Consider the following 19,694-nt stretch of genomic DNA (forward strand, 5'->3'; position numbering starts at 1 on the left):
TCGTTCCCTCCTCGGAACGGAGCGCTGCAAGAGCCGCTCCCCCGAGATCGATGTGTCGCGCGCGTCGCATTGCAATACCGTGCGCGCCCCGATCAGCAGATGTCGTGTCCGGCGGATTCCCGCCTGTGGCTGTCCTGACCGCCAGCCCTGCTGGCCCGCCCCATTTCGCCCCGCCGCCCCATTTCGCCTCGCGGTCCATTCCACCTCTGGCACCGCGATACGCGAGCTCAGCGCGGAATGCGCCCGCCAGCGCGCCTCACGCCTGCCAGATCGCCAGGAGCCACACCGCGACGCCCGCCGCGCACACCGCGAGCCCCGGCGCCGCCCGCGGCCACACCCACTGCCCCGTCACCGTGACCCCCCGCCGCACCACCCAGACGGCGCCCGCGACCCACGCCGCGAACGCCCCGACGAGGGCGACCACCCAGCCGACCCGCGGCGCCTCGTCGCGCGCGAGCGCCGCGAGGTGCTGCCGCTCGACCGCCGCGGCGGGCTCGGTCCGGGTGCCCGGCGGGCGCGGCGCGGCCGCCGAGAGGCGGGCGATGGCCGCGTTGGCCAGCTCCAGGTCCTCCGCGTGCGGCGTCGTGAGCCACCGCGTCTCCAGGGCGGCCGTGCGCACCGCGCGCCACGCGAAGAGCGCCGTGTCGGCCCGACCGAGGCCCTCCGCGGCCGTCGCGAGCGCGATCAGCCGCTCGTACGCCACGCGGACGTGCGGCGCCCCGGGGGCGTACCAGCCCGCCGCCCGCCGCGCGTGGAGCGCCGCCGCGTGCGCGTCGCCGGCGCGCAGGGCGTCCGTGCTCTCCGCGATCTCCCGCTCGCCCGCGGCCACCACCCGCAGCGACGCCGCGCCGACGAGGAAGCCGGCGACCGCGAGGCCGCGCAGCACGCCGAGCACGACCGAGAGCCTCACAGAAAGTCGCGTCTCTTGAAGACGAACGCCGCCACCGACAGAAGAACGAGCGCCCACCCGGCGCACGTGATCGCCGCCCAGCCCAGGTACACGAGGAGGTTCGCGTCAGCGACCTCGCCCGCGAGCAACGGGCGCGGCGGCACGTAGATCTGAAGGTTCGGGACCACCTTGGAGAAGGCGCGCCCTGCGGCGCTGATCTGGGGGCCGAAGTACTTCACCGGCAGCCGGGCGAGCGAGTCGGCGTTGCGCCCGATGAGGAAGACGCCCAGCGTGAGCAGCGAGGACAGGAACGGCGTCGAGAACGACGAGAACAGCGTCGCCACCGCGGCGACGATGCCGACCTCGAGGAACGCGAGCGCGCTGCCCGCGAGCACGACGCGCCGCTCGGTCGGCGCGCCGTCCGAGAAGAGCGCGCCGAGCACGAGGAAGACCGCCGCCCAGGGGATGAACCCGTACGTGCGCGCCAGCGGCGAGCGCCACGCCACGAGCCCGAGCGCCGCGAGCGAGGCGGCCCCGGCGCCCGCCACGAGCGCCAGCGGACGGCCGGCCAGCACGGCGCTGATCTGCAGCACGAGCCCTGCGTCGGCCAGGATGAACACCCCGAGCGTGAGCAGCGTGCCGAGGTACTTGCCCACGAGGTACTCGCCGCGGCGCACCGGGCGAGCCAGGATCGGGAAGATCGTCTTCTGCTCGAGCTCGCGGTACAGCGACGTCGCGCCGATGATGACCGCGACCGCGATGCTGAAGAGCGAGATCGACGCGACGCCGAGGTCGCTCACGACCCGCGCCCCGTTGCGGAGCGTGTAGGCGCCGACGATGATCGAGTAGAACGCGACCGCGAAGGCGACGCCCGCGAGGCCGATGAGGATGCGCGCCCGAAGCGATTCCCGGTAGGTGTTGAGGGCGATCGCAGAGATGCGGCCGAACATCGGGGCGACGTTAGCAAGGGACGGGGGGAGCTTGAAAGGGCCGCGGGTCAGGGGCCGGCGCCGTCCCCGGGGTCGACGACCCGCACGTCCAGGAACCACAGGCCGTGCGCGAGCGCGTGGCCGTCGATCTGGAGGTGATAGACGCCAGGATCGAGCACGAGATCGAGGAAGCTCCGCTGGGGATCCGTACCGATCGTGCAAGAAAGCGGCATTTCGACGCCGGGACAGCCCGGGCCGCGGCGGACCGAGAGCAGCGTGTCGTAGCTCGAGCCGGCCATGTCGAGCACGACCCGCCGGCGCGCGGTGAGCGTGAGCCGGAGGAGCTGGTCCCGGGCGCCGCCCTCCGCCGTGCCGGCGCGGTCGCAGCCGGCGTCGAAGTCCGCGGCGGCGTTGGCCGTGTTGCCCTGGAAGAAGCCGCCGCTCTCCGGGATCTCCAGCGCCCCCTCGCACGCGTCGGAGAAGGGCACCAGCGTGGGCGGCACCGCCGGCCGGACGAACGCCGTCACGCTCACGGGCTGGCCGAGCTGCGCCTCGGCCACGACCCGGTACGACCCCGGCGCGACGTTGCGCCGCGCGCTCCGGAGCGGCGTGACCGCACCCTCGCCGCACGCGAGCCGATCGCCCTCGCCGCCGCACGCCGGCGCGGACAGGGCGATCGCGCCGGTGTCGCCGGCCGACAGCTTCTCGACGAGCAGCACGTCCGACGCGACCGGCAGCTCGAGCGCGTACACGGCGTCGACGGCCGCCGGGCCGCAGCCGAGATCCACGTCGTCCTGGTGGCCGAGCAGCGACACGGAGACCGTCCGGTTCGGCGCGAGCTCGGCCGCCCCTTCGCACGCCTCGTCCGGCGGCGGCTCGGTCGGCGGCGAGAGCTCCAGCGTGACGAGCACCGAGGTCGGCGCCGTCGCGGAGACCGCCACGGCGTACACCCCCGCGGGCAGCGCGCGCCGGAAGAGGTGCGGCGCCGCCGCCGTCTGGCAGGCGAGCTCGTCCTCCGGCAGCGCGCACGCGGCGCTCCGCAGCGAGAGCGAGGGATCGCCGTCGCCGTCGGTCGAGATCGCGTAGAGATCGACGTCCTGGGGCTCGGCGAGCTCGAACGTGTACACGAGCTCCCCGAGCCCTGTCTCGCACGCGGTCCCGAGATCCTGGGCGGCGTCGAGGATCGTCGCCAGCGCCGGCGCGCCCGGCGAGAGGGGCGCCGCCGTGCCGCACGTCTCGTTCTCCGGCGCCGGCGCAGGCGGCAGGAACGCCACGTCGACGATGACCGGCGCGCCCACCTTCGTCGTCACGTAGAGCGGCAGCGCCGTCGCCCGCTCCGGATCGCCGAGGCCGCGGGCCCGGAGCTTCGCGAGCTTGCCGCCGTCCGCCGTCGCGTGCGGCCCCCCGCACGCGAGCTCGGTCGCGGCGTCGCCGCACTGGCCGGCGAGCGTCACGGCGACGTCGGTGGCCTCCGTCTCCGCATCGGGGGCCTCCGTCCGCGCGGTCACCTCCACGTCGACCGGCGGCCCCGGCGGCAAGATCACCGCGGCCACGACGTCGTGCGTGCTCGCAGGGCGGGGCAGGCCGCACGAGCTCGCGTAGTGGAAGCCCGCGCCCGCCGTCGTCATCGCGTACGAGCCCGGCGCCGAGATCTCCAGCGCGTCGAGGCACGTGTCGTGCTCCGGAGACACGCAGCCGCCCTCGTCGGCGCGCCCGTCGCAGTCGTCGTCCCGATCGTTGCCGCACACCTCGGGCTGCGCCGACGACACCGTGGGATCGGCGTCGTCGCAGTCGCCCCCGCCGCAGTGCTCGTCGGGATCGCCGTCGAGATCGGCGTCGCGCGGCGCGCTCGAGCACGTCTTGGTCGCCTCGTCGCAGGCGTCGATCGTGCATGTGCTCTGATCGTCGCACGCGACCGGCGCGCCGGGCACGCAGCCGATCCGCGGGTTGCAGCGCTCGACGCCGTCGCAGTGGACGTCGTTCTGGCAGGCGCTGTCGTCCGGCGTGAAACGGCACCGCCCGAGGGCGGTGTCGCACGCATCGAAGGTGCAGGGAAATCCGTCCTCGCACTGATCGTCGTCGACGCACGGGCCGCCCAGCGTCGGGTCCGCTGGAGCCTGCTCGCCGCCGGCGCCGCCAGCGCCGCCCTCACCGCCCTCGCCGCCCACCCCGGCCGACGGGAAGGGGCTCGGGGCGCTCGAGGCGCAGGCGGCGCCGGAAAGCGCCGGCGCGGCGACCGCTCCGCAGAGGAGAGCGAGACGCGTCAAGAAGGAAGGCATCAAGAAGGAGGAAGTGTGAGTCCGCATCGAACGAGGTGAGCGGCAATGAGCGTAGCAGGGCACCGCCTGGTCTGGCATCATGGCGCGCGATTCCGCCGAGCGTCGCGGATAGAGGGAAAAACAGGGTGACCAGCGACAGATTGACCCGACCCGAGCTGACGTGGCTGCTGGCGCAGGAGGCGCGGAGCGCCGCCCAGAAGCTCCGCCAGGGCGTGGGGATGATCGCGACCGAGAGCGCGCCGCCGCCGACGCCGTCGCCGGACGACGGCTCGGGCGGCGTCGAGAGCACGCTCAACCGGCTCGACGAGGCGGTGAGCATGCTCGCGTCGCTCCACGGCCGCCCCCTGCCGCGCGGGCGGCGCGGCCGCGTCGACCTGACCGCCCTCCTCTGGGAGGTCGCGCCCGAGGCGCGGGTGCAGATCGAGATGGGCGAAGGGACCACCGTGTTCGGCGACGAGACCGAGCTCCGGCGGATGCTCCAGGTGCTCATCGCGCAGGGCGGCGACCCCTCGAGCCTGACCGGGGCGCCCGACGTGAGCATCCACCGCGTCGGCGACGAGGTCAGCGTCCGGGTCAACCTCGGCCCGGAGACGCCCGTGAACTTCGAGACCGAGCGGGTGTGGCTGTCGCGCATGGCGCTGCGCTACGGCGGCCGGCTCGAGCTCGACGGCCTGATGCAGACGCTGACGCTGCCCGCCGAGGTCGATCTCCAGCGCCTCGAGGTCGAGAGCCTCAAGAAGGAGCTCGCCGCCGCGCAGGCCCAGGGCGAGGCGTACGCGCGCGAGCTCGCCGCGGTCTTCTCGCGGGTCGAGGGCGAGCGCGAGCGCGGGTCGCTGTCCGGCGTCATCTCGCGGCTCGGCGGCAGCGAGCCGGTGTCGCACCTGCCGCCGAGCGGCGACAGCCTCGCGGTGCTCGTCGCCGCGGTGCGCGTGCTCGGCACGCAGCTGCGCGGCATCCTGTCGGCGATCGGCCGCGACATCGCGCCGCTCCGGACCCACGGCGGCGACGCGGGCGAGACGGCCTCGTCGGTGGGGCGCCACGTGACGGCGGCGTCAGAAATCGTCAGTGATCTCGCCAGGTTGGGGGCGTGTCCGCTCCACGAGTTCCCGCGCCACTGCGACGTCGCCGACGTGCTGCGCGACGTCGTGAAGGACGATCTCGCGCGCGCGGCCCGCCACGACGTGCGCGTGGTGGTCGAGGCGCCGGAGACCGCGCAGGAGGTGGTGCCGCAGGGCGCGCTGACGGTGCTGCTGCACGCGCTGCTCGATCACGCCATCAGCGCGTCGCCGCCGGGCAGCGAGGTGCTCGTCTCCCTCGCCGAGGGCCCGAGCGGGGTCGAGATCACCTTCGACGACGCCGGTCCGCCGCTCCCGGCCGCGGCGCGGAGCGTCGTGCTGAGCCGCGACTTCGAGGCGGTCGCCCAGGGCCGCCCGCCGGCGCTGCCGCTCATCGCGGCGCACGCGATCGCCGCGCATACCAACTACGGTATTGCCATCGAGGACGGGCCGCGGGGGGAGACGCGGGTGCGGCTCACGATCCCGCGATCGGGCTGACGCCTCGCCGTCGACATCCAGTCGAGCGACCTGCTAGCGCAGGAACGAGCTCGACGGGAAATCGATGTCGAGGTTGAGCGTCGCGCCGCGCAGGATCTTGATGTCCTCCACCTGCTTCGTCGTGGTGACGGGGCGGTCGTTGCCGCGCTCCACGAGCGTCGCCGTGGCCGTGTACTCATCGGGCGGGAGATCCACGGTGATGCTGAAGTCGTCGCAGCGCGCGTAGTCTCTCGCCACCTCGCGGCTGCCCCGGTAAACGATCAGCTCGAAATCCGCTCCTCCGCGGCTGTGCTGGAAGCACGCCCGCGAATCGATCCGGCTCGCCACGGTCCACTCCACCGTCAGGCTCCCGACGGCCTGCACGGGCCGCGGCCGGCGCTGGGAGCTGGGCTCCACGTCGACGATGCACCCCAGGGCCAGGAAGCTCGATAACGCGAGGCCGCAGAGGGGAAAGACGCTCTTGTCCTGATTCATCCTCGTACCCGTCCTTTCGCTGCTGCCCCGCCGTCAACGCGGTGTGTAGTAACGGCGCCCCCGCTCGCGCGGATAGCTCAGCTCGCGCTCCGGCACGTACCGCGGCGACGTCCGGTACGTCTGCCTGTAGCGCTCGAGCTCCGTGGGCTCCTCCTCGAAGATGACCCAGCCCCGGTTCGTCGGGTAATACCAGCGGCCGTCGACCAGGTACGCATACGTCCCGCGGAAGAAGACGCGCGGATACGCGGCGATCTCCACCGGGACGACCTCGGCGCGCACCGCCGGAACGCCGGACACGACGAACCCACCCTCGGTCCCGACCGTGCCCATACACCCCATGAGCAGCGAGGCGCCGACCGCGAGCGCGGCCGCGGCGAGCGAGGCCCTCGTCACACCGAGAGATCTGGACCGCCCTCGCACGGGCGGAGTCACGTTGTTGCTCTGCTTCACGTCATTGCTCCTCGGAGCGCGACTCAGCAACGCGAGTGCCAGCGCGGCGCGACTCGAGATCTCCGGATCTCCGCCGGCGCGGCGCTCACCGGGCCGCGCGGAGCGCGCCGGCGAGCGCGAGCGCGCGCTGGATCTCCGCCGACGTCACCAGGCCGATCACGCGCTCGCCCTCGTCGAGCACCGCGATCACGCTCGCCTCGCCGCTCGCCAGCGCGTCGAACGAGCGGGACGCGTCGTCGTCCGCGTGCGCCCTCGGCACATCCACGGGCATCACCGCGCCGACCGTCGCCGGCGCGGCGCCGCCCTGCAGCTGGCGCGCGAGATCCCAGACCGTGACGACGCCGATCTCGCGGCGCCCCGCGCCGTCCCGGGGATCGTCGATGACCCGCGCGCCGACCAGGTTGTGGCGCAGGAGCCGCTCGGCCACCGCGCGAGGGCTCTCGTCCGCATACGCCTCGCCGAGCCGATCGGTCATGAACCGCGCGACCGGGATGCCGCGGAGGAGCTCGTTCGTGCTGGAGCGCGTCTGCTCGGCCGACGCCCCCATGTAAACGAACATCGCGATGAGCACCAGGATCAGGTTCCACGAGAGCAAGCCGAAGAGCCCGAAGGCCACCGCCATCACCTTGCCCGTCGCCGTGGCGATGCGCGTCGCGCGGGTCCGCCCGAGACGGCGCAGGAGCAGCCCGCGCAGCACCCGGCCGCCGTCCATCGGGAAGGCCGGCAGCAGGTTGAACGCGCCGAGGAGAGCGTTCGTGATCGCGAAGGCCACGAGCGCGGCGCCGATCTCCGCCGGCGCCGGGAGCAGCCGATACGCGACGTAGCTGGCGAGCGCGATACCGAAGCTCATGAGCGGGCCGGCGAACGCCATCCACGCCTCGTGCTCTGGATCGTCGCGCTCCATCTGCGAGACGCCGCCCAGCATCATCAGCGTGATCGCGCGCACCCGGATCCCGTTCTTGAGCGCGACGAACGAGTGGGCCAGCTCGTGCACGAGCACCGCCACGAACAGCCCGACAGCCAGGATCGCCCCCCAGGCGAGCGGCGGCAGGCGCATCTCCTCGCGCGGAATCCCGAGCGACGACGCGATCAACGAGAACTGCGACGACGCCACATAGGCCACGTACGGCAGGAAAATCAGCAATGTGATGTGCAGCCGTACCGGGATTCCGCGGATCCGCAGGACTGTCAGCCCCTGGTCGAACATGTGCCTCCTGATCCACAGGTACAGATGGGGCCGACAAGCACCTTCGCAAGCCGCCGAGACAGCGCCAATGCGCGGAAGACCAGGGCAGCCGCGCGGCGCCGCCGCGCAATGCAGAGGGGGGCGCGGCGCTGCGAGGGCGCCAGCGCGCGTCCGTCCCAGGCGGGAGTCACGGCGAGGGAGCGTGTTCGGAGGCGCGCAGCGCTGCGCGGCGCCCACGCCGCGCGCGGATTGGCGTAGCTTGGTGTGACCGAGGTCGTCATGCGCCAGCGCGTCCCCGATGCATTGATGGCAGCGAGCACGGAAGAGCTGACGAAGGTCGAGCTCGCGGTCCTGGAGTCATCCCACTCGGGCGGCGTGCCGAGGGACCTCACGGGCCACGTGTTCGCGATCGGGCCCGTCGGCTCGGTGGACGGCGACCTGCCCAGAGCGGACGGCGCGCCGATCCTCAATGGCAATGGGATGATCTACCGGCTCGACTTCGGCCGCGGCGGTGCCGTCCGGCTGACCTCGAAGATCGCGCGCACGCCCTGCTATCACGCGGACGCCGCCTCGCGCCCCGGCACGCGCTTCGAGGCGCTGGGCTTCCGCGACGCAGGGCTGCTCCGCTTCTCGCCGCACCTCGGCCTGCGGAACCACCTCAACACCGCGTTCGTGCCCATGCACGCGCCGCGCGCGCCGGCGCGCCTGCTCGTCACGAGCGACACGGGCAGGCCCTACGAGATCGACCCGGCCACGCTGGAGCTCGTCACGCCGGTCGGGCGCAACAGCACGTGGTACCCGGCCGCGCCCGTCGATCACCCCTTTCCGATGACGCTCTCGAGCGCGCACCCGTGCTTCGACGCGGAGCGGGGCGAGCTCGTCACCGTCAACTACGGCCGCTCGCTCCTCCACCTGTTCGTCGCGTCGCTGCCGCGGCTCGACGAGCTCGGCGCGCTCCCGCGCTCGTGGGATCGGCTCGCCGCGGCGGCCGCGTCGATGATCGAGCAGCAGCTCGTCCGCCCGAGGGCGGACCGGATCGAGGCGTTCGCCAAGCGGGCGCTCGAGCTCCTGCCCGCGCGCCTCCGCCCGAGCGCGCCGCCTGGGCCGGGCGATCTCCTCGCGCGGCAGGCGGCGCGCTTCGGCGGCGTGGCGCTCGACGAGCCGGCGGGCGACTTCGTGCATCTCTTGCGATGGGACGGCCACAACGAGCCCGAGCGGCACGCGCTGGTCCTGCCGAGCGGCGCGCCGGTGCGCATCGAGCAGAGCGTGCACCAGATCGGCCTGACGCGGCGCTGGGTCGTGCTCGCGGACACGGCGCTCAGGATCGGCCTGGAGAGCGTGGCGTTCCGGGGCTCCAAGGAGAGCCCCGGGGTCGAGCGCCTCGTCCGGTCGCTCCTCACGATGCCCCACGAGCCGAGCACGACGTTCTACCTTGTCCGGAGGGACGCGCTGCGGCCGGGCGGCGGGCCTGTCGTGGTGAAGCGGGTCGTCGTCCCGCTGGAGACTCTCCATTTCCTCGTCGACTACGAGGACGCGGGGGACCGCATCACCGTGCACGCGGCGCACAACTGCGCGACCGATCATGGGGAGTGGCTCCGGCCCTGCGATCGGCACGCCGCCGACAAGTCGCCGGCGCCGCCGCGCCTGCGCGGCCTGTTCCCGCTCGGGCAGGCGGACGTGAACCGGATCGGCCGGTATACCCTCGACGCGGCGGCCGAGCGCGTCGTGGACCAGGCGGTGTTCGCCGATCCCGCGCGGGCGCTCGGCGTCGGCCTCTATGCGTACCGGGAGACGGGCGCGTCGTGGATGCCGCCCGATCGCCTCGAGAACGTCTACTGGCGCGGCGGCGGGATATGGGACGAGCTGTCGACCGAGTTCATCGACCGGCTCTATGCGGCGCACCCGCACAGGTCGCTCCCCCTCCCGGCGCTCCGCCGGATGCGCGCGGAGGGCGGCCACCCGGACAGCCTGTTCCGGTTCAACCACCGCGCGATGCGGATCGAGGATCGTTACGAGTTCCCGCGGCGCGCCGTGGGGTCCTGGCTCAGCTCGCTGCAGTTCGTCCCGCGGCGCGGCGGCAGCGGGGCCGACACGGACGGGTACGTCGTGGCGATCGTCGCGACGCCGTGCCGCGCGGAGGTCTGGATCTTCGACGCGACGAACCTGGCGCGAGGGCCGCTCTGCAAGCTGGGACACCCGACGTTCCGGCCGGGGCTGACCCTCCACACGGCGTGGCTCAACTCGGTCGCGCCGTGGAGGGGTGGATACAGGGTGCCGGTGCGGGAGGATTACGAGGAGTTCGTGGCAGAGGCCCCCGGGGACCAGGTGAAGGCGCTCTTCGAGGAGGAGGTCTATCCGCGGTTCACGTGAGCCGCGGAGAGGAAAGGCTGGGAGCCGCGGGACGAGGGCGGCTCGGCGCAGCGCGGGGGGACCTCGGCCCCGAGGCCGTCGACCCGCTCGAGCAGCACGCCCGTGGCGCCGTCTCCCAGGATCTCCGTGATCTGGTGGTTGTCCCACGGCTGCCCCTCGCGCAGGCGCCGCGACCGCACGTCGCTCGCCACGATGAGCACGCGCCGACACCCCCTGTCGAGGTGCCGATTCGCCAGCTCGACGGCCGCGGCAAAACCGCCCTGAGCGGGCGTGAGATCGATCGTCAGCGCGGGCACGAGGCCGGCCATGCACGCGGCGAAGGCCGCCCCGCTGCCGTCCCCTCCCCCGCCGTCGTCGCCCGTCATGATGAGGACATCGACGAAGGGATCGCGGAGCCGCCCCACCTCGATGAGCTCCCGCAGCACCGCCGCGGCCATGGAAAGCGTGGTCTCCGTCGCGCCGGCGAAGCGCCGCTCCGCGACCCCCGTCGCCTCGCGCAGCCAGTCCGCGGCGTGAGGGAGACCGTAGCTGGTGATGAGCTCCTGGTTCGTGACGACGCGCTCCGGCAGATAGGCGGCGACGGCCGCGATGCGACGCTGGACCATGTTTCTGCTCTGTTACGGCGCCGCGACCAGCGCGCGCCGATGCTGCAAACCTTGGCCAGGGCAGCTCGATCCGGCGCTCCACCACCGCCGTTCGGCCAACGCCGAGCACGCTGGAGAGCCAGCGTCCTGGACGACATGAGACAACCCACCACCGAGTCGTCGAGAGCCGTGGGGCAAACTACACAATCAGATGCTCCCTCCCCGTCACCGACATCCCCCACTGGACCATTTACAGAACGTCCTGCGCAAGTGGGAATAACAGCCGATTCGACTCCGTCCGCCGCCGGAGCAGGAAAGCGGCGCAGCGGGAGTGGCTTGTTGCGACGCGGGCGGTCTCGTCGCCCGCTCGCCGCGTCGCGTCGCGCCCCGGCGGACGATTCCGACCGGAAGCGATAATTCCGCTCTCACGGGCAGAAGGATGCACAAACGTGTCGGAACGCGAGGCGCTGAGCAGGCAGGGCGCAGGGCGCATGTCTCGCCTGGACGGCGCCATCGAATTCGCCCGATCACGTCCGGTTGTGTCCGATCCCATCCGCCTGCGTCCGATCACGTCCGATCACGTCCGATCACGTCCGATCACGTCCGTTTGGGTTCGATCACGTCCGTTTGCGTCCCGTGATGTCGACGCGTCGTGAGCCCGCTCTTTTCTGGATCCGGAGGGAGGTTCACCCTGTTTCGAGGACACCTCCGCTCGCCACGGCCACCGCGCGGGAGCGCGCGATCAGCGCGGCGGGGCGCCGCGCTCGCGTCTTCCTTCTTCCCGCGCGGCCCCGCGGCGCGCGGCGGGGCGCCTTCTATCCTATCCATCGTCATCGCGACGCCGCTCCAGCGAGCGCCGCGCTCGCCCGGATCCACCGCGATTGAATCGCGGAGAAATCCCAGGGGAGCGCAGATGCGAGGAGCGCCTGATTCGCGGGCGCCATCCCGCGAATCCATGCTGTGCGAAGCGGCAGCCTCTGCACAGAAGAGCGAGGCACACAGCCTGCTCTTGGGTGCACCAAGGTGTTCGGGGGCCGCAAGGCTCATCAGGAACACCGGGGAGGACCAATGATCTCGATGCACAAGACGATGGGTTTCGCGATGATGCTGGCGCTCGGTGCCGGGTGCGCGGTCGGCGCGGACGACGACTTCGATATGGCTGACGAGAGCGTCGACTCCGCGGACAGCGCGCTGGAGGCGGACGAGCGCGGCGGGTACGCGACCCAGTCGCAGGCTCAGGCTCAGGTCGGCCAGATGGGGCCCAGCAAGCTCGGTCTGCCCCCCAGCAAGGGTCTGCCCTCGAAGGGCGCTCCGATGCTCCCCAGCAAGGGCGAGCTGCCCAGCAAGGGCGGGCTCCTTCCCAGCAAGGGTGAGTTTCCGACCAAGGGCCTCCCGACCAAGGGCGGCTACCCGACCAAGGGCGGATACGCGCAGCAAGGCCCGGCGCAGCTCGGCCAGGCGTCCGACCTCTCGCAGGCTCAGATCGGCCAGGCGGGCCCGGCGCAGATCGGCCAGGCGGGACCGGCGCAGATCGGCCAGGCGGGACCGGCGCAGATCGGCCAGGCCGGCGTGGGGCAGGTGGGTGTCGGGCAGGAGACCGGGCAGCGCGAGGGCGAGCGCTTCTTCGGCGGCGGCTGCGGCCTCGGCGGCTTCGGCGGCTGGGGCGGCTGGGGCGGCTTCGGCGGCCTCGGCTGCGGCTTCGGCGGCGGCGCCCTCGTCTCGTCGTTCACGAGCTGCACGACGGCCATCATCCCGACGTTCGGCGGCTTCGGCGGCTTCGGCGGCTGCGGCTGGTGATCTGACCTCACCCTGCTGGCCGGCGCCAGGGGCTCCACGTCGCAGGATCCCTCGGCGCCGCGCCAGCCCCCTCCTTTGACGAGGCTCGCGCGCGCCGGCCGCCCGGGGTTGGATATCCCGGGCTGCCGGTAGACGCCCTCTCCCCTCCACCGCTCGCGCATGAGCCACGCCCCGCCGCTCGCCGGCGGGGAGCGCGCGAGGACCCAGATCCGACCTTCAGCCGCCCTGACCTTCAGCCGCCCTGACCGAGCGCGCGATCCAGGTAGAACGCCGCGCTGACCAGGCCGAGGTGGGTGAACGCCTGGGGGAAGTTGCCGAGCAGCTCTCCGCTCGGCCCGATCTGCTCGGAGTAGAGCCCGAGGTGGTTGGCGTACGTCAGCATCTTCTCGAAGATGAAGCGCGCGTCGTCGAGGCGGCCAGCGCGCGCGAGGGCCTCGACGAGCCAGAAGGTGCAGATGCTGAACGTGCCCTCCTTGCCGGTCAGGCCGTCGCCCGCGCCCTTGCCGAGCTCGTAGCGGTGGACGAGCGTGTCGCTCGCGAGCTCCTCGAGCGTGCGGTCGAGCGTGCCGAGCATGCGCGGATCGGTGGGGGAGATGAAGCGCATGAGCGGCATGAGCAGGTTGCTCGCGTCGAGCGCGCTCGAGCCGAAGGCCTGCACGAACGTCCTCCGCCGCGCGTCCCAGCCGCGCGCCATGATCGCCTCGTAGATGTCGTCGCGCGCGCGCGCGACGCGCTGCCTGTCGAGCGGCAGAGAGCGCTTGTCGCTGAGCCGCAGCGTCCGGTCGAGCGCGACCCAGCACTGGAGCTTCGAGTAGACGAACTGCTGCTTGCCGCCGCGCACCTCCCAGATGCTCTCGTCCGCCTGCTCCCAGCTCTGACACACCCAGGCCGCCATGCGCCGGAGCTCGCGCCAGAAATCATAAGAGATGGGAGATCCGTATTTGTCGAAGAGATATACCGAGTCGATGAGCTCGCCGTAGATGTCGAGCTGGAGCTGGCTCGTCGCCCCGTTGCCGACGCGGACAGGCCGCGACCCGCGGTAGCCGTCGAGGTGGGTGAGCTCGATCTCGGGCAGCTCGTGGCGTCCGTCGATGCCGTACATGAGCTGCAGCGGCCCGGTGGGGCCGTCCTCCTCGGAGACGCGGGCGCTCAGCCATTCCATGAAGCGCGCGGCCTCCTCGGTGTAGCCGAGCCGGAGGAAGCCGTAGAGCGTGAACGCGGCGTCGCGCACCCAGACGTAGCGATAATCCCAGTTGCGGACCCCGCCGATCTCCTCGGGCAGGCTGGTCGTCGCCGCGGCGACGATCGCGCCTGTCGGCTCGAACGTGAGCAGCTTGAGGACGAGCGCCGAGCGGTCGACCATCTCGCGCCAGCGCCCCTTGTAGCGCGAGCGGGCGAGCCACGACCGCCAGAACGCGACCGTGCGCCGGAGGGCGTCCTCGCCGTCGATCGGCGTGGCGAGCAGATCGTCGCTGGTCGTCCAGTCCTCGACCTGGCGCAGCGAGAACGTGGCCGACTCGCCGGGCTGGAGCACGAAGTCGGCGGTGACGCCGCCGGCGCCGTCGCTCGACAGGGGGACCGGGCTGATGAGCGCCAGGTCGACTCCATCGGAGTCGAAGACGGCGCCGCGCGGGTCGTCGAGGATCAGGCGGTGGGGGCGGCGGGCGAAGTCGATCGCGGGGCGGCAGGCGAGCCGGAAGCGCACCGCGCCGCGGACGGCCCGCGCGACGCGGACGATCTGGTGCATCCCGCGGCGGTAGGCGCCGTACGTGTCCCGGTGGATGGGCATGAAATCGCAGACCTCGCCGACGCCGTCCACGTCGAGGAAGCGCGTGAGCAGGACGTTGGTGTCGGGCATGTACATCTGCTTGTTGCGCGACGTGCCGTTCGCCGCGGAGAGCGCGAAGCGGCCGCCGCGCTCGTCGTCCAGGATGGCCGCGAACACGCTCGGGGAGTCGAAATGGGGGAGGCAGCACCAGTCGATGGATCCATCCATCCCGACCAGCGCGACGGAGTGCATGTCGCCGATGACGCCGTAGGACTCGATCGGTTTGTAGGGCATGGCCTCTCCATCATAGGGGCCCGCTCGACCGAGCGGAACCGCCTCTCGTGGATCCTCCCCGCCCGCCCTCACGACCTCGGCGGCAGGCGCGAGAGCTTCCGCTGGAGCGAGCGGCGGTGCATCCTGAGCTTGCGCGCCGCCTCCGAGATGTTCCCCTCGCAGTCCGCGAGCACGCGCTGGAGGTACTCCCACTCCACCCGATCGAGCGACGGCAGGTCCTCGTCGTCGTCGCCGCGCGCGGCCGGGGCGACGCCGAGCAGCGACCGCGCGCACTGGGCGGCGTCCACCGGCTTGGTCAGGTAATCGACCGCCCCGGCCCGGATCGCCGCCACCGCGTTCGCGATGGTGCCGTATCCGGTGAACACCACGATACGGATGCCGTCATCCATGCTCCGCAGCGTCCCCACGAGGTCGATGCCGCTCTGCCCTGGCATCCGGACGTCCACGAGCGCGTACTCGAACACGTGCCCTCGCGCCATCGCCGCGGCCTCCTCGGCGCTTTCGGCGAGGGACACCGCGAACCCGCTCTTGCCGAGGGCCTGCCCGAGCGCGGTCCGGAAGGTCGCGTCGTCGTCGACGATGAGCAGCGTCGGCTCGCCGGCGGCCTCGGAGCTCATGAGTCCACCGGCGCGAGGCGCAGGGCGACGCGCGTGCCGCGCGCGCCGCGCTCGTCAGGCCCCTGCCTCGGCGACACGGTGAGGCAGCCGCCGACCTGCTCGATGAGCGTCCGCACGAGGTAGAGCCCGAGGCCCATGCCCTCGCCGGGCGCCTTGGTCGTCACGAACGGCTCGCCGAGCCGCCCTTCCAGGCCGGGCGCGACGCCCGCGCCGCCGTCCTCGACGCTGATCACCGGCGCGCCGCCCTCGTCCCCGACGGTGACCACGATCGGCTCCGCGGCCGCGGGGCTCGGCCCGAGCGCGGCGAGCGCGTTGTCGAGCAGCGCGAACAGGGCCGCCTCGACGTCGGCCGCGTCGAGCGGCACCGTGCGGCGCGGCGCGAGATCGCCGCGCACCTCGACCGCGACGCCGGGGTGCGCCGCCTGCCAGGCCTCGACGCCGCGCCGGGCCGCCTCGCCGACCTCGACCCCGGCGCGCAGGTCGTTCGCCCGGACGTCCGCCCGCATGCGCGCGATCACCACGCGGCAGCGCTCGACCTGCTCCGCGATCGTCCGGGCGCGGCGCCGCGCGGCGTCGCTCGATCCGGGGTCGCGGAGAATCTCCCCGGCGAGCACCGCGATCGTGCCGAGCGGGGTGCCGAGCTCGTGGGCGGTGCCGGCCGCGAGCGTGCCGAGCGCCTGGAAGCGGGACGCCTCCTCCGCGCGCCGGCGCAGCGCCGCGTTCTCGGCCGCGCTCTCGTCGAGCGCGCGGCGGATCTTCAGGAGGACGTGGGCGACGAGCGCCGCGCTCAGCACGAAGGCGAGGAGCATCCCGTAGAGGTGGGTGGAGAACGCGCCGTGCTCCGGGTGGCTCGGGCAACACGCGCCGGCGGGGAGCGCGAAGAGCGCCGCGAAGAGGCAGGCCGCGAGCGCCGCGAGCGCGAAGGTCGTCCGCGGCGGCAGGAGCGCCGCGGCGAGGGCGACGTGCACGAAGAAGAGGGCGCTGAACGGGTTGCCCGCGCCGCCCGACGCGGCGAGGACCCCGGCGATCGCGACGAGATCGAGCGCCACGACGCCGGCGACGAGGGCCGTCTGCGCGCCCCGCTCCGAGCGGACCCGCCGGTCGAGGGCGAGGTTGAGCCCGGCGGCCAGCGCCAGGATGGGCACGGCGATGGCGTACCGTACGTGATAGCCGAACAGCGCCTCGTCGACGGCCAGGGTCGCCGCGAGCAGCGCGAACACCGCCCAGCGCAGTCCGACGAGCCACCGGAGGACGATCCCTCCCGCCGGCGCCCGCTCCAGGGAAGCTTCGTGCGTCACGGCCGGACTATAGCGCGAACGCCCGGGCGCGGCGCTCGATGCGGCGAGCGCCGCGCCCCGTCGCCTCGCTCTTCACCCCGTCCCCACCTCAGCCCGGCGCGGCCGTACTCCTAGTCGTGGTCGTGGTCGTATTCGATCATGTAGGCGGGACGAAAGGGTCAATGACCTCCCCGCCTTCATGCGGACTCCCGCCGAGCAATGGTGGTTTGGATCCCTCCTGTCGCAGTCTGGCTCCGGTATGACCGGGCACGCACGCACCGCGCAGCCTGACCATGCAACAGAAAGAGCGCAGACGAACACCATGATGCCAAGCGGCTTTCTCATGACGGCCTCCGTAGGTTTCGACACCTGGACCGGCACCAGCCGGTCGCTCGACGAACCTCGCCGCGCGCGGGGGCTCGCCGCCCCCATCCTTACCGGCGCCTTCATGGCGCCCCCTCCTGTCGCGTCCCAAAGTACATAAGCTCGCCGGTCCGGCAGAACCGGTGATGCGTTCATGGGACCACCTTCGACGCTCGTCGGATGAGGATTTCCTTCCCCGACGCGCAATGCACATCGCGATGTCCCTCCGCGCCGCCGGCACTCCAGAAACGTCTGGCCACGCTCGCACGGCCGATGTTAGTGAAGAGGCACGCTGCACCGCCGCATGCTGTCGCGTGCGGCGAGCGCCGCCGGTCGACCAAGGGTGGTGTATGCGCGGTCCTCGGCCAGCGACCTGGGTTCTATCAGGAACAGCGCTGTTCCTCGCGCTGCTCGCGCCCGCCACCGCGCGCGCGGCGGCGCCTCCCGAGCGCTCCCGGCCCGTCAAGGAGCTCATCCGCGAGGCCGAGGCGGCCGAGGCTCGCCTCGATATCGCGCGGGCCCGGGCGCTGTGGGCCGTGGTCCACGAGATCGACCGATCGAACGTCGCGGTATGCGCCATGGGCCAGCTCGACGCCCGGATGGACCGCTGGGCGGAGGCCGTGGTGGAGCTGTCGCAATGTGTCGACGAGATGCCGGCCCCGCGCACGGAGGAGGAGCGCAGCCTGTATGAGCGGCGTCACGCCGATCTCGCCCGTGCCCAGGCGCGGGTGGGCGAGGTGGTCCTCGTGCCGGCGCCTGGTGTCGTGGGCATGCTCGTGAACGGCGGCGGGGTGAAGCACGGCAGCAGCCGCGTCCACGTGCCGCCCGGCCAGCACGAGGCGACGGCCGTCGGTGGAGATGGGCAGGTCGCGCGCGCGACCGTGAAGGTGGGAGCAGGCGAGTCGAAGCCGGTGCCGCTAACGTTCGACGAGCCGGCGAAGCCGGCGCCGGCCTTGGAGGACCGCGCGAAGGCGCCGGAGGGTGCGCCGGAGCCTCGGGCTCCGCGGCCGGCGGCGCCGAAAGGGCCGCCGCAGGGGGTGGCCCGTCCCGGGCCGGATCTCGGGTTCATCGTGATGGGCGCGCTGAGCTCCGCGGGGCTCTTGGCCGCGAGCGCCGTGTGCACGCGGAGCGCGCAGCGGCTTGAGCAGGAGGCGAAGGCCGCCGAGGTTCACGAAGGCAAGCCGAGGATCGCGGGCGCGACGCCCCCGCCTGACTCCCGCACGAGCATCGACGACCCTGGCAGCGCGAAGCTGATGAGGATCCTCGGGACCGGCGCGATGCTCGCGGGCGCGATAGCGGGCGTGGGCACACTTTTGTACGTGGTGTTGCCGAACGACACGCAAATCGGGGCGGGAACGCAAGGCGTGGGGGTTAGCGTGCGATGGTGAGCGCCGGCGCCGTCTCGCCCGGCGCGGCGCGCTCGGGGCGGCCTGACGGGGCCCCGCTGCCGCTCCGGGGCGGCGGAGCTCGGGGGCGTCGCCCCGCTAGAGCGACAAACGGGTTGAAACCGCCAGAAGAGAGCAGAATTCGAACCGCCAAGGCGCCAAGGACGCCAAAAAATCACAAAAATCTTGGCGTCTTATGGCGCCTTGGCGGTTCACTTCTCGCTCGATCGACGTGATCGGTGTTCTAGCAATCATCCTGGCAGCACGTGATGTGAAAGTCGGCGGATTCGAGACGGGCCGGAGTACCCCATTCGTCCCTCAGATCTCGGCATATCGCCGAATAAACGTCGGCCTCGTAAGGATGATCATTCGTCTTGGTGAACATGACCTCGCAAATTCCGGAATAGAGAGATCCGCTTAGCATAACAGTAACGTTGGCCTCCTGAGGTGGATCCTGGATCACGCCGTCGGATTCCCTCAGAAATATGGCATTAAAGTCACTGCTAAGGAACTGATCCGGCGGGGTTCCACGTATAGTTTGCTCGTTCACCAGCTCAAACCACGGCGCCATGTCGCCACCGGCGCGGCACCTAATACCCCAATTGTCGCCGGATTTTACCGTAGTAGAACCAGTGTTCCCAGTGTCCATGACGAAGACCTTATTGACTTCAGGCACACCTGACACTTCCGATACGATGGTGCCAACCGCTTTGCCTCTGATCTGGGTCGTCACTTCGTCTTCGCCGCACCCGATCTGCGCCATCGCGAAGACGCACATCGGACCAAGGAACCTTCCGCGTGTCAAGCTGACGAGCCGGCGGAATCTAGGCCCATGAGTCTGTGTACCGAGCATTGGAACTCAACTCCTATACGGTGCAATCGGACGCATTGCTCAATCTGCACAACAGGCCAACTCTACGGACGGGCGCTCCACTGTACCGAGCACGACCGACCTGGCGTGCTTTGGAGCGCACGCCGCCGGTATCCATTCCGTGAATTCGGCCCGTATCGCCGCGAGCGGCGCACCCACCGTGATGTCTTGGCAGAGTGGAGCATCGATGTTTGACAGCGTTGAGCTGGCGAACTCGGCTCCGCATGTGGCATCCGCGTAGAGCGTGACACGGGCAGTACACTTCCCTCCGCTCGGCTCGCCGCATTCGCAAGGTGTACAGGTCCGGTTGTCGACACGCTGCGTCGCAAACTCTCTCCGCGTCCGAAACCCTTCCGCACAGGATCCGTCCTCCTCAGGCGTTATGCACAAGACAGTGTCGACGGGCTGCACCCAATGGGGATCGGCTTCGCAGGCTCTCGCGAAGGTCCCAGTGATCGGCGGCGGATCGGGCGTAGGAGATGGGGTACAAGGGGCCAGCGTCGGCGGTCCGTAGATGACCGAACCAAACGCGCTCGCGGGGATGGCTGGAGCGGGTGCGGCACACGTACCGTTCCACCCATCTCCGGCGTCGAAGCGGATCGGAAGCC

General features: G+C 71.8%; 15 protein-coding genes. 4 read left to right on the top strand and 11 right to left on the bottom strand.

All coding sequences use genetic code 11. The features are described 5' to 3' along the window. Positions 1-256: 256 nt before the first annotated feature. Genes WMF44_RS43125 through WMF44_RS43135 form a run of 3 tightly spaced genes read right to left on the bottom strand, consistent with a single transcriptional unit; the run spans position 257 to position 4,085 of the window. Positions 257-910 carry a hypothetical protein gene (locus WMF44_RS43125; RefSeq protein ID WP_437295857.1) on the bottom strand — a complete coding sequence of 218 codons (654 nt, stop codon included), beginning with the start codon at positions 908-910 and terminating at the stop codon, positions 257-259. Next, positions 907-1,839, bottom strand: a complete 933-nt coding sequence (locus WMF44_RS43130) for an ABC transporter permease (RefSeq protein ID WP_437295858.1) — start codon at positions 1,837-1,839, stop codon at positions 907-909. The genes WMF44_RS43125 and WMF44_RS43130 overlap by 4 nt, the downstream gene beginning before the upstream one ends. 47 nt (positions 1,840-1,886) lie before the next feature. Further along, entirely contained in the window at positions 1,887-4,085 is a 2,199-nt protein-coding gene (locus WMF44_RS43135) for a MopE-related protein (RefSeq protein ID WP_437295859.1), read from the bottom strand. A 137-nt stretch (positions 4,086-4,222) separates the two neighbouring features. Here WMF44_RS43135 and WMF44_RS43140 point away from each other — a divergent pair, with 137 nt between their 5' ends. After that, complete coding sequence (locus tag WMF44_RS43140; RefSeq protein ID WP_437295860.1) at positions 4,223-5,650, top strand: sensor histidine kinase; 1,428 nt, start codon at positions 4,223-4,225, stop codon at positions 5,648-5,650. Positions 5,651-5,683: 33 nt separating this feature from the next. On the opposite strand, the gene WMF44_RS43145 is transcribed toward WMF44_RS43140, so the two are convergent. The 3 genes from WMF44_RS43145 to WMF44_RS43155 all read right to left on the bottom strand — a co-directional run bounded on the left by WMF44_RS43145 (position 5,684) and on the right by WMF44_RS43155 (position 7,718). Next, entirely contained in the window at positions 5,684-6,124 is a 441-nt protein-coding gene (locus WMF44_RS43145; RefSeq protein ID WP_437295861.1) for a hypothetical protein, read from the bottom strand. A gap of 33 nt (positions 6,125-6,157) precedes the next feature. Next, positions 6,158-6,574 carry a hypothetical protein gene (locus WMF44_RS43150; protein ID WP_437295862.1) on the bottom strand — a complete coding sequence of 139 codons (417 nt, stop codon included), beginning with the start codon at positions 6,572-6,574 and terminating at the stop codon, positions 6,158-6,160. Between the two features lie 85 nt (positions 6,575-6,659). After that, positions 6,660-7,718 carry a site-2 protease family protein gene (locus tag WMF44_RS43155; protein WP_437295863.1) on the bottom strand — a complete coding sequence of 353 codons (1,059 nt, stop codon included), beginning with the start codon at positions 7,716-7,718 and terminating at the stop codon, positions 6,660-6,662. Positions 7,719-8,039: 321 nt separating this feature from the next. Here WMF44_RS43155 and WMF44_RS43160 point away from each other — a divergent pair, with 321 nt between their 5' ends. Continuing rightward, positions 8,040-10,130: a carotenoid oxygenase family protein gene (locus WMF44_RS43160; RefSeq protein ID WP_437295864.1), complete on the top strand. Its 2,091-nt coding sequence runs from the start codon at positions 8,040-8,042 to the stop codon at positions 10,128-10,130. Here the strand turns inward: WMF44_RS43160 and WMF44_RS43165 are convergent. Next, positions 10,112-10,735, bottom strand: a complete 624-nt coding sequence (locus tag WMF44_RS43165; RefSeq protein ID WP_437295865.1) for a hypothetical protein — start codon at positions 10,733-10,735, stop codon at positions 10,112-10,114. The two genes, WMF44_RS43160 and WMF44_RS43165, sit on opposite strands and share 19 nt — an antisense overlap. A gap of 1,047 nt (positions 10,736-11,782) precedes the next feature. Here WMF44_RS43165 and WMF44_RS43170 point away from each other — a divergent pair. Continuing rightward, positions 11,783-12,511, top strand: coding sequence for a hypothetical protein (locus WMF44_RS43170; RefSeq protein WP_437295866.1), 729 nt, complete (start codon positions 11,783-11,785; stop codon positions 12,509-12,511). A gap of 232 nt (positions 12,512-12,743) precedes the next feature. Here WMF44_RS43170 and WMF44_RS43175 read toward each other — a convergent pair whose 3' ends face one another. The 3 genes from WMF44_RS43175 to WMF44_RS43185 all read right to left on the bottom strand — a co-directional run bounded on the left by WMF44_RS43175 (position 12,744) and on the right by WMF44_RS43185 (position 16,488). Beyond that, positions 12,744-14,573 (bottom strand): glycoside hydrolase family 15 protein, encoded by a 1,830-nt coding sequence (locus WMF44_RS43175; protein ID WP_437295867.1) that lies wholly within the window; start codon positions 14,571-14,573, stop codon positions 12,744-12,746. 68 nt (positions 14,574-14,641) lie between these two features. Beyond that, the gene (locus WMF44_RS43180; protein WP_437295868.1) at positions 14,642-15,190 is read right to left on the bottom strand and encodes a response regulator transcription factor; all 549 of its coding nucleotides are present in this window, start codon (positions 15,188-15,190) and stop codon (positions 14,642-14,644) included. Beyond that, positions 15,187-16,488 carry an ATP-binding protein gene (locus WMF44_RS43185; protein WP_437295869.1) on the bottom strand — a complete coding sequence of 434 codons (1,302 nt, stop codon included), beginning with the start codon at positions 16,486-16,488 and terminating at the stop codon, positions 15,187-15,189. The genes WMF44_RS43180 and WMF44_RS43185 overlap by 4 nt, the downstream gene beginning before the upstream one ends. A 692-nt stretch (positions 16,489-17,180) precedes the next feature. On the opposite strand from WMF44_RS43185, the gene WMF44_RS43190 reads away from it, so the two are divergent. Next, positions 17,181-18,218, top strand: a complete 1,038-nt coding sequence (locus WMF44_RS43190; protein ID WP_437295870.1) for a hypothetical protein — start codon at positions 17,181-17,183, stop codon at positions 18,216-18,218. 241 nt (positions 18,219-18,459) lie between these two features. On the opposite strand, the gene WMF44_RS43195 is transcribed toward WMF44_RS43190, so the two are convergent. Next, complete coding sequence (locus tag WMF44_RS43195) at positions 18,460-18,993, bottom strand: hypothetical protein (RefSeq protein WP_437295871.1); 534 nt, start codon at positions 18,991-18,993, stop codon at positions 18,460-18,462. Positions 18,994-19,694: the final 701 nt, after the last annotated feature.

Source organism: Sorangium sp. So ce426 (assembly GCF_051475585.1).
Classification (GTDB): Bacteria; Myxococcota_A; Polyangia; order Polyangiales; family Polyangiaceae; genus Sorangium; species Sorangium cellulosum_B.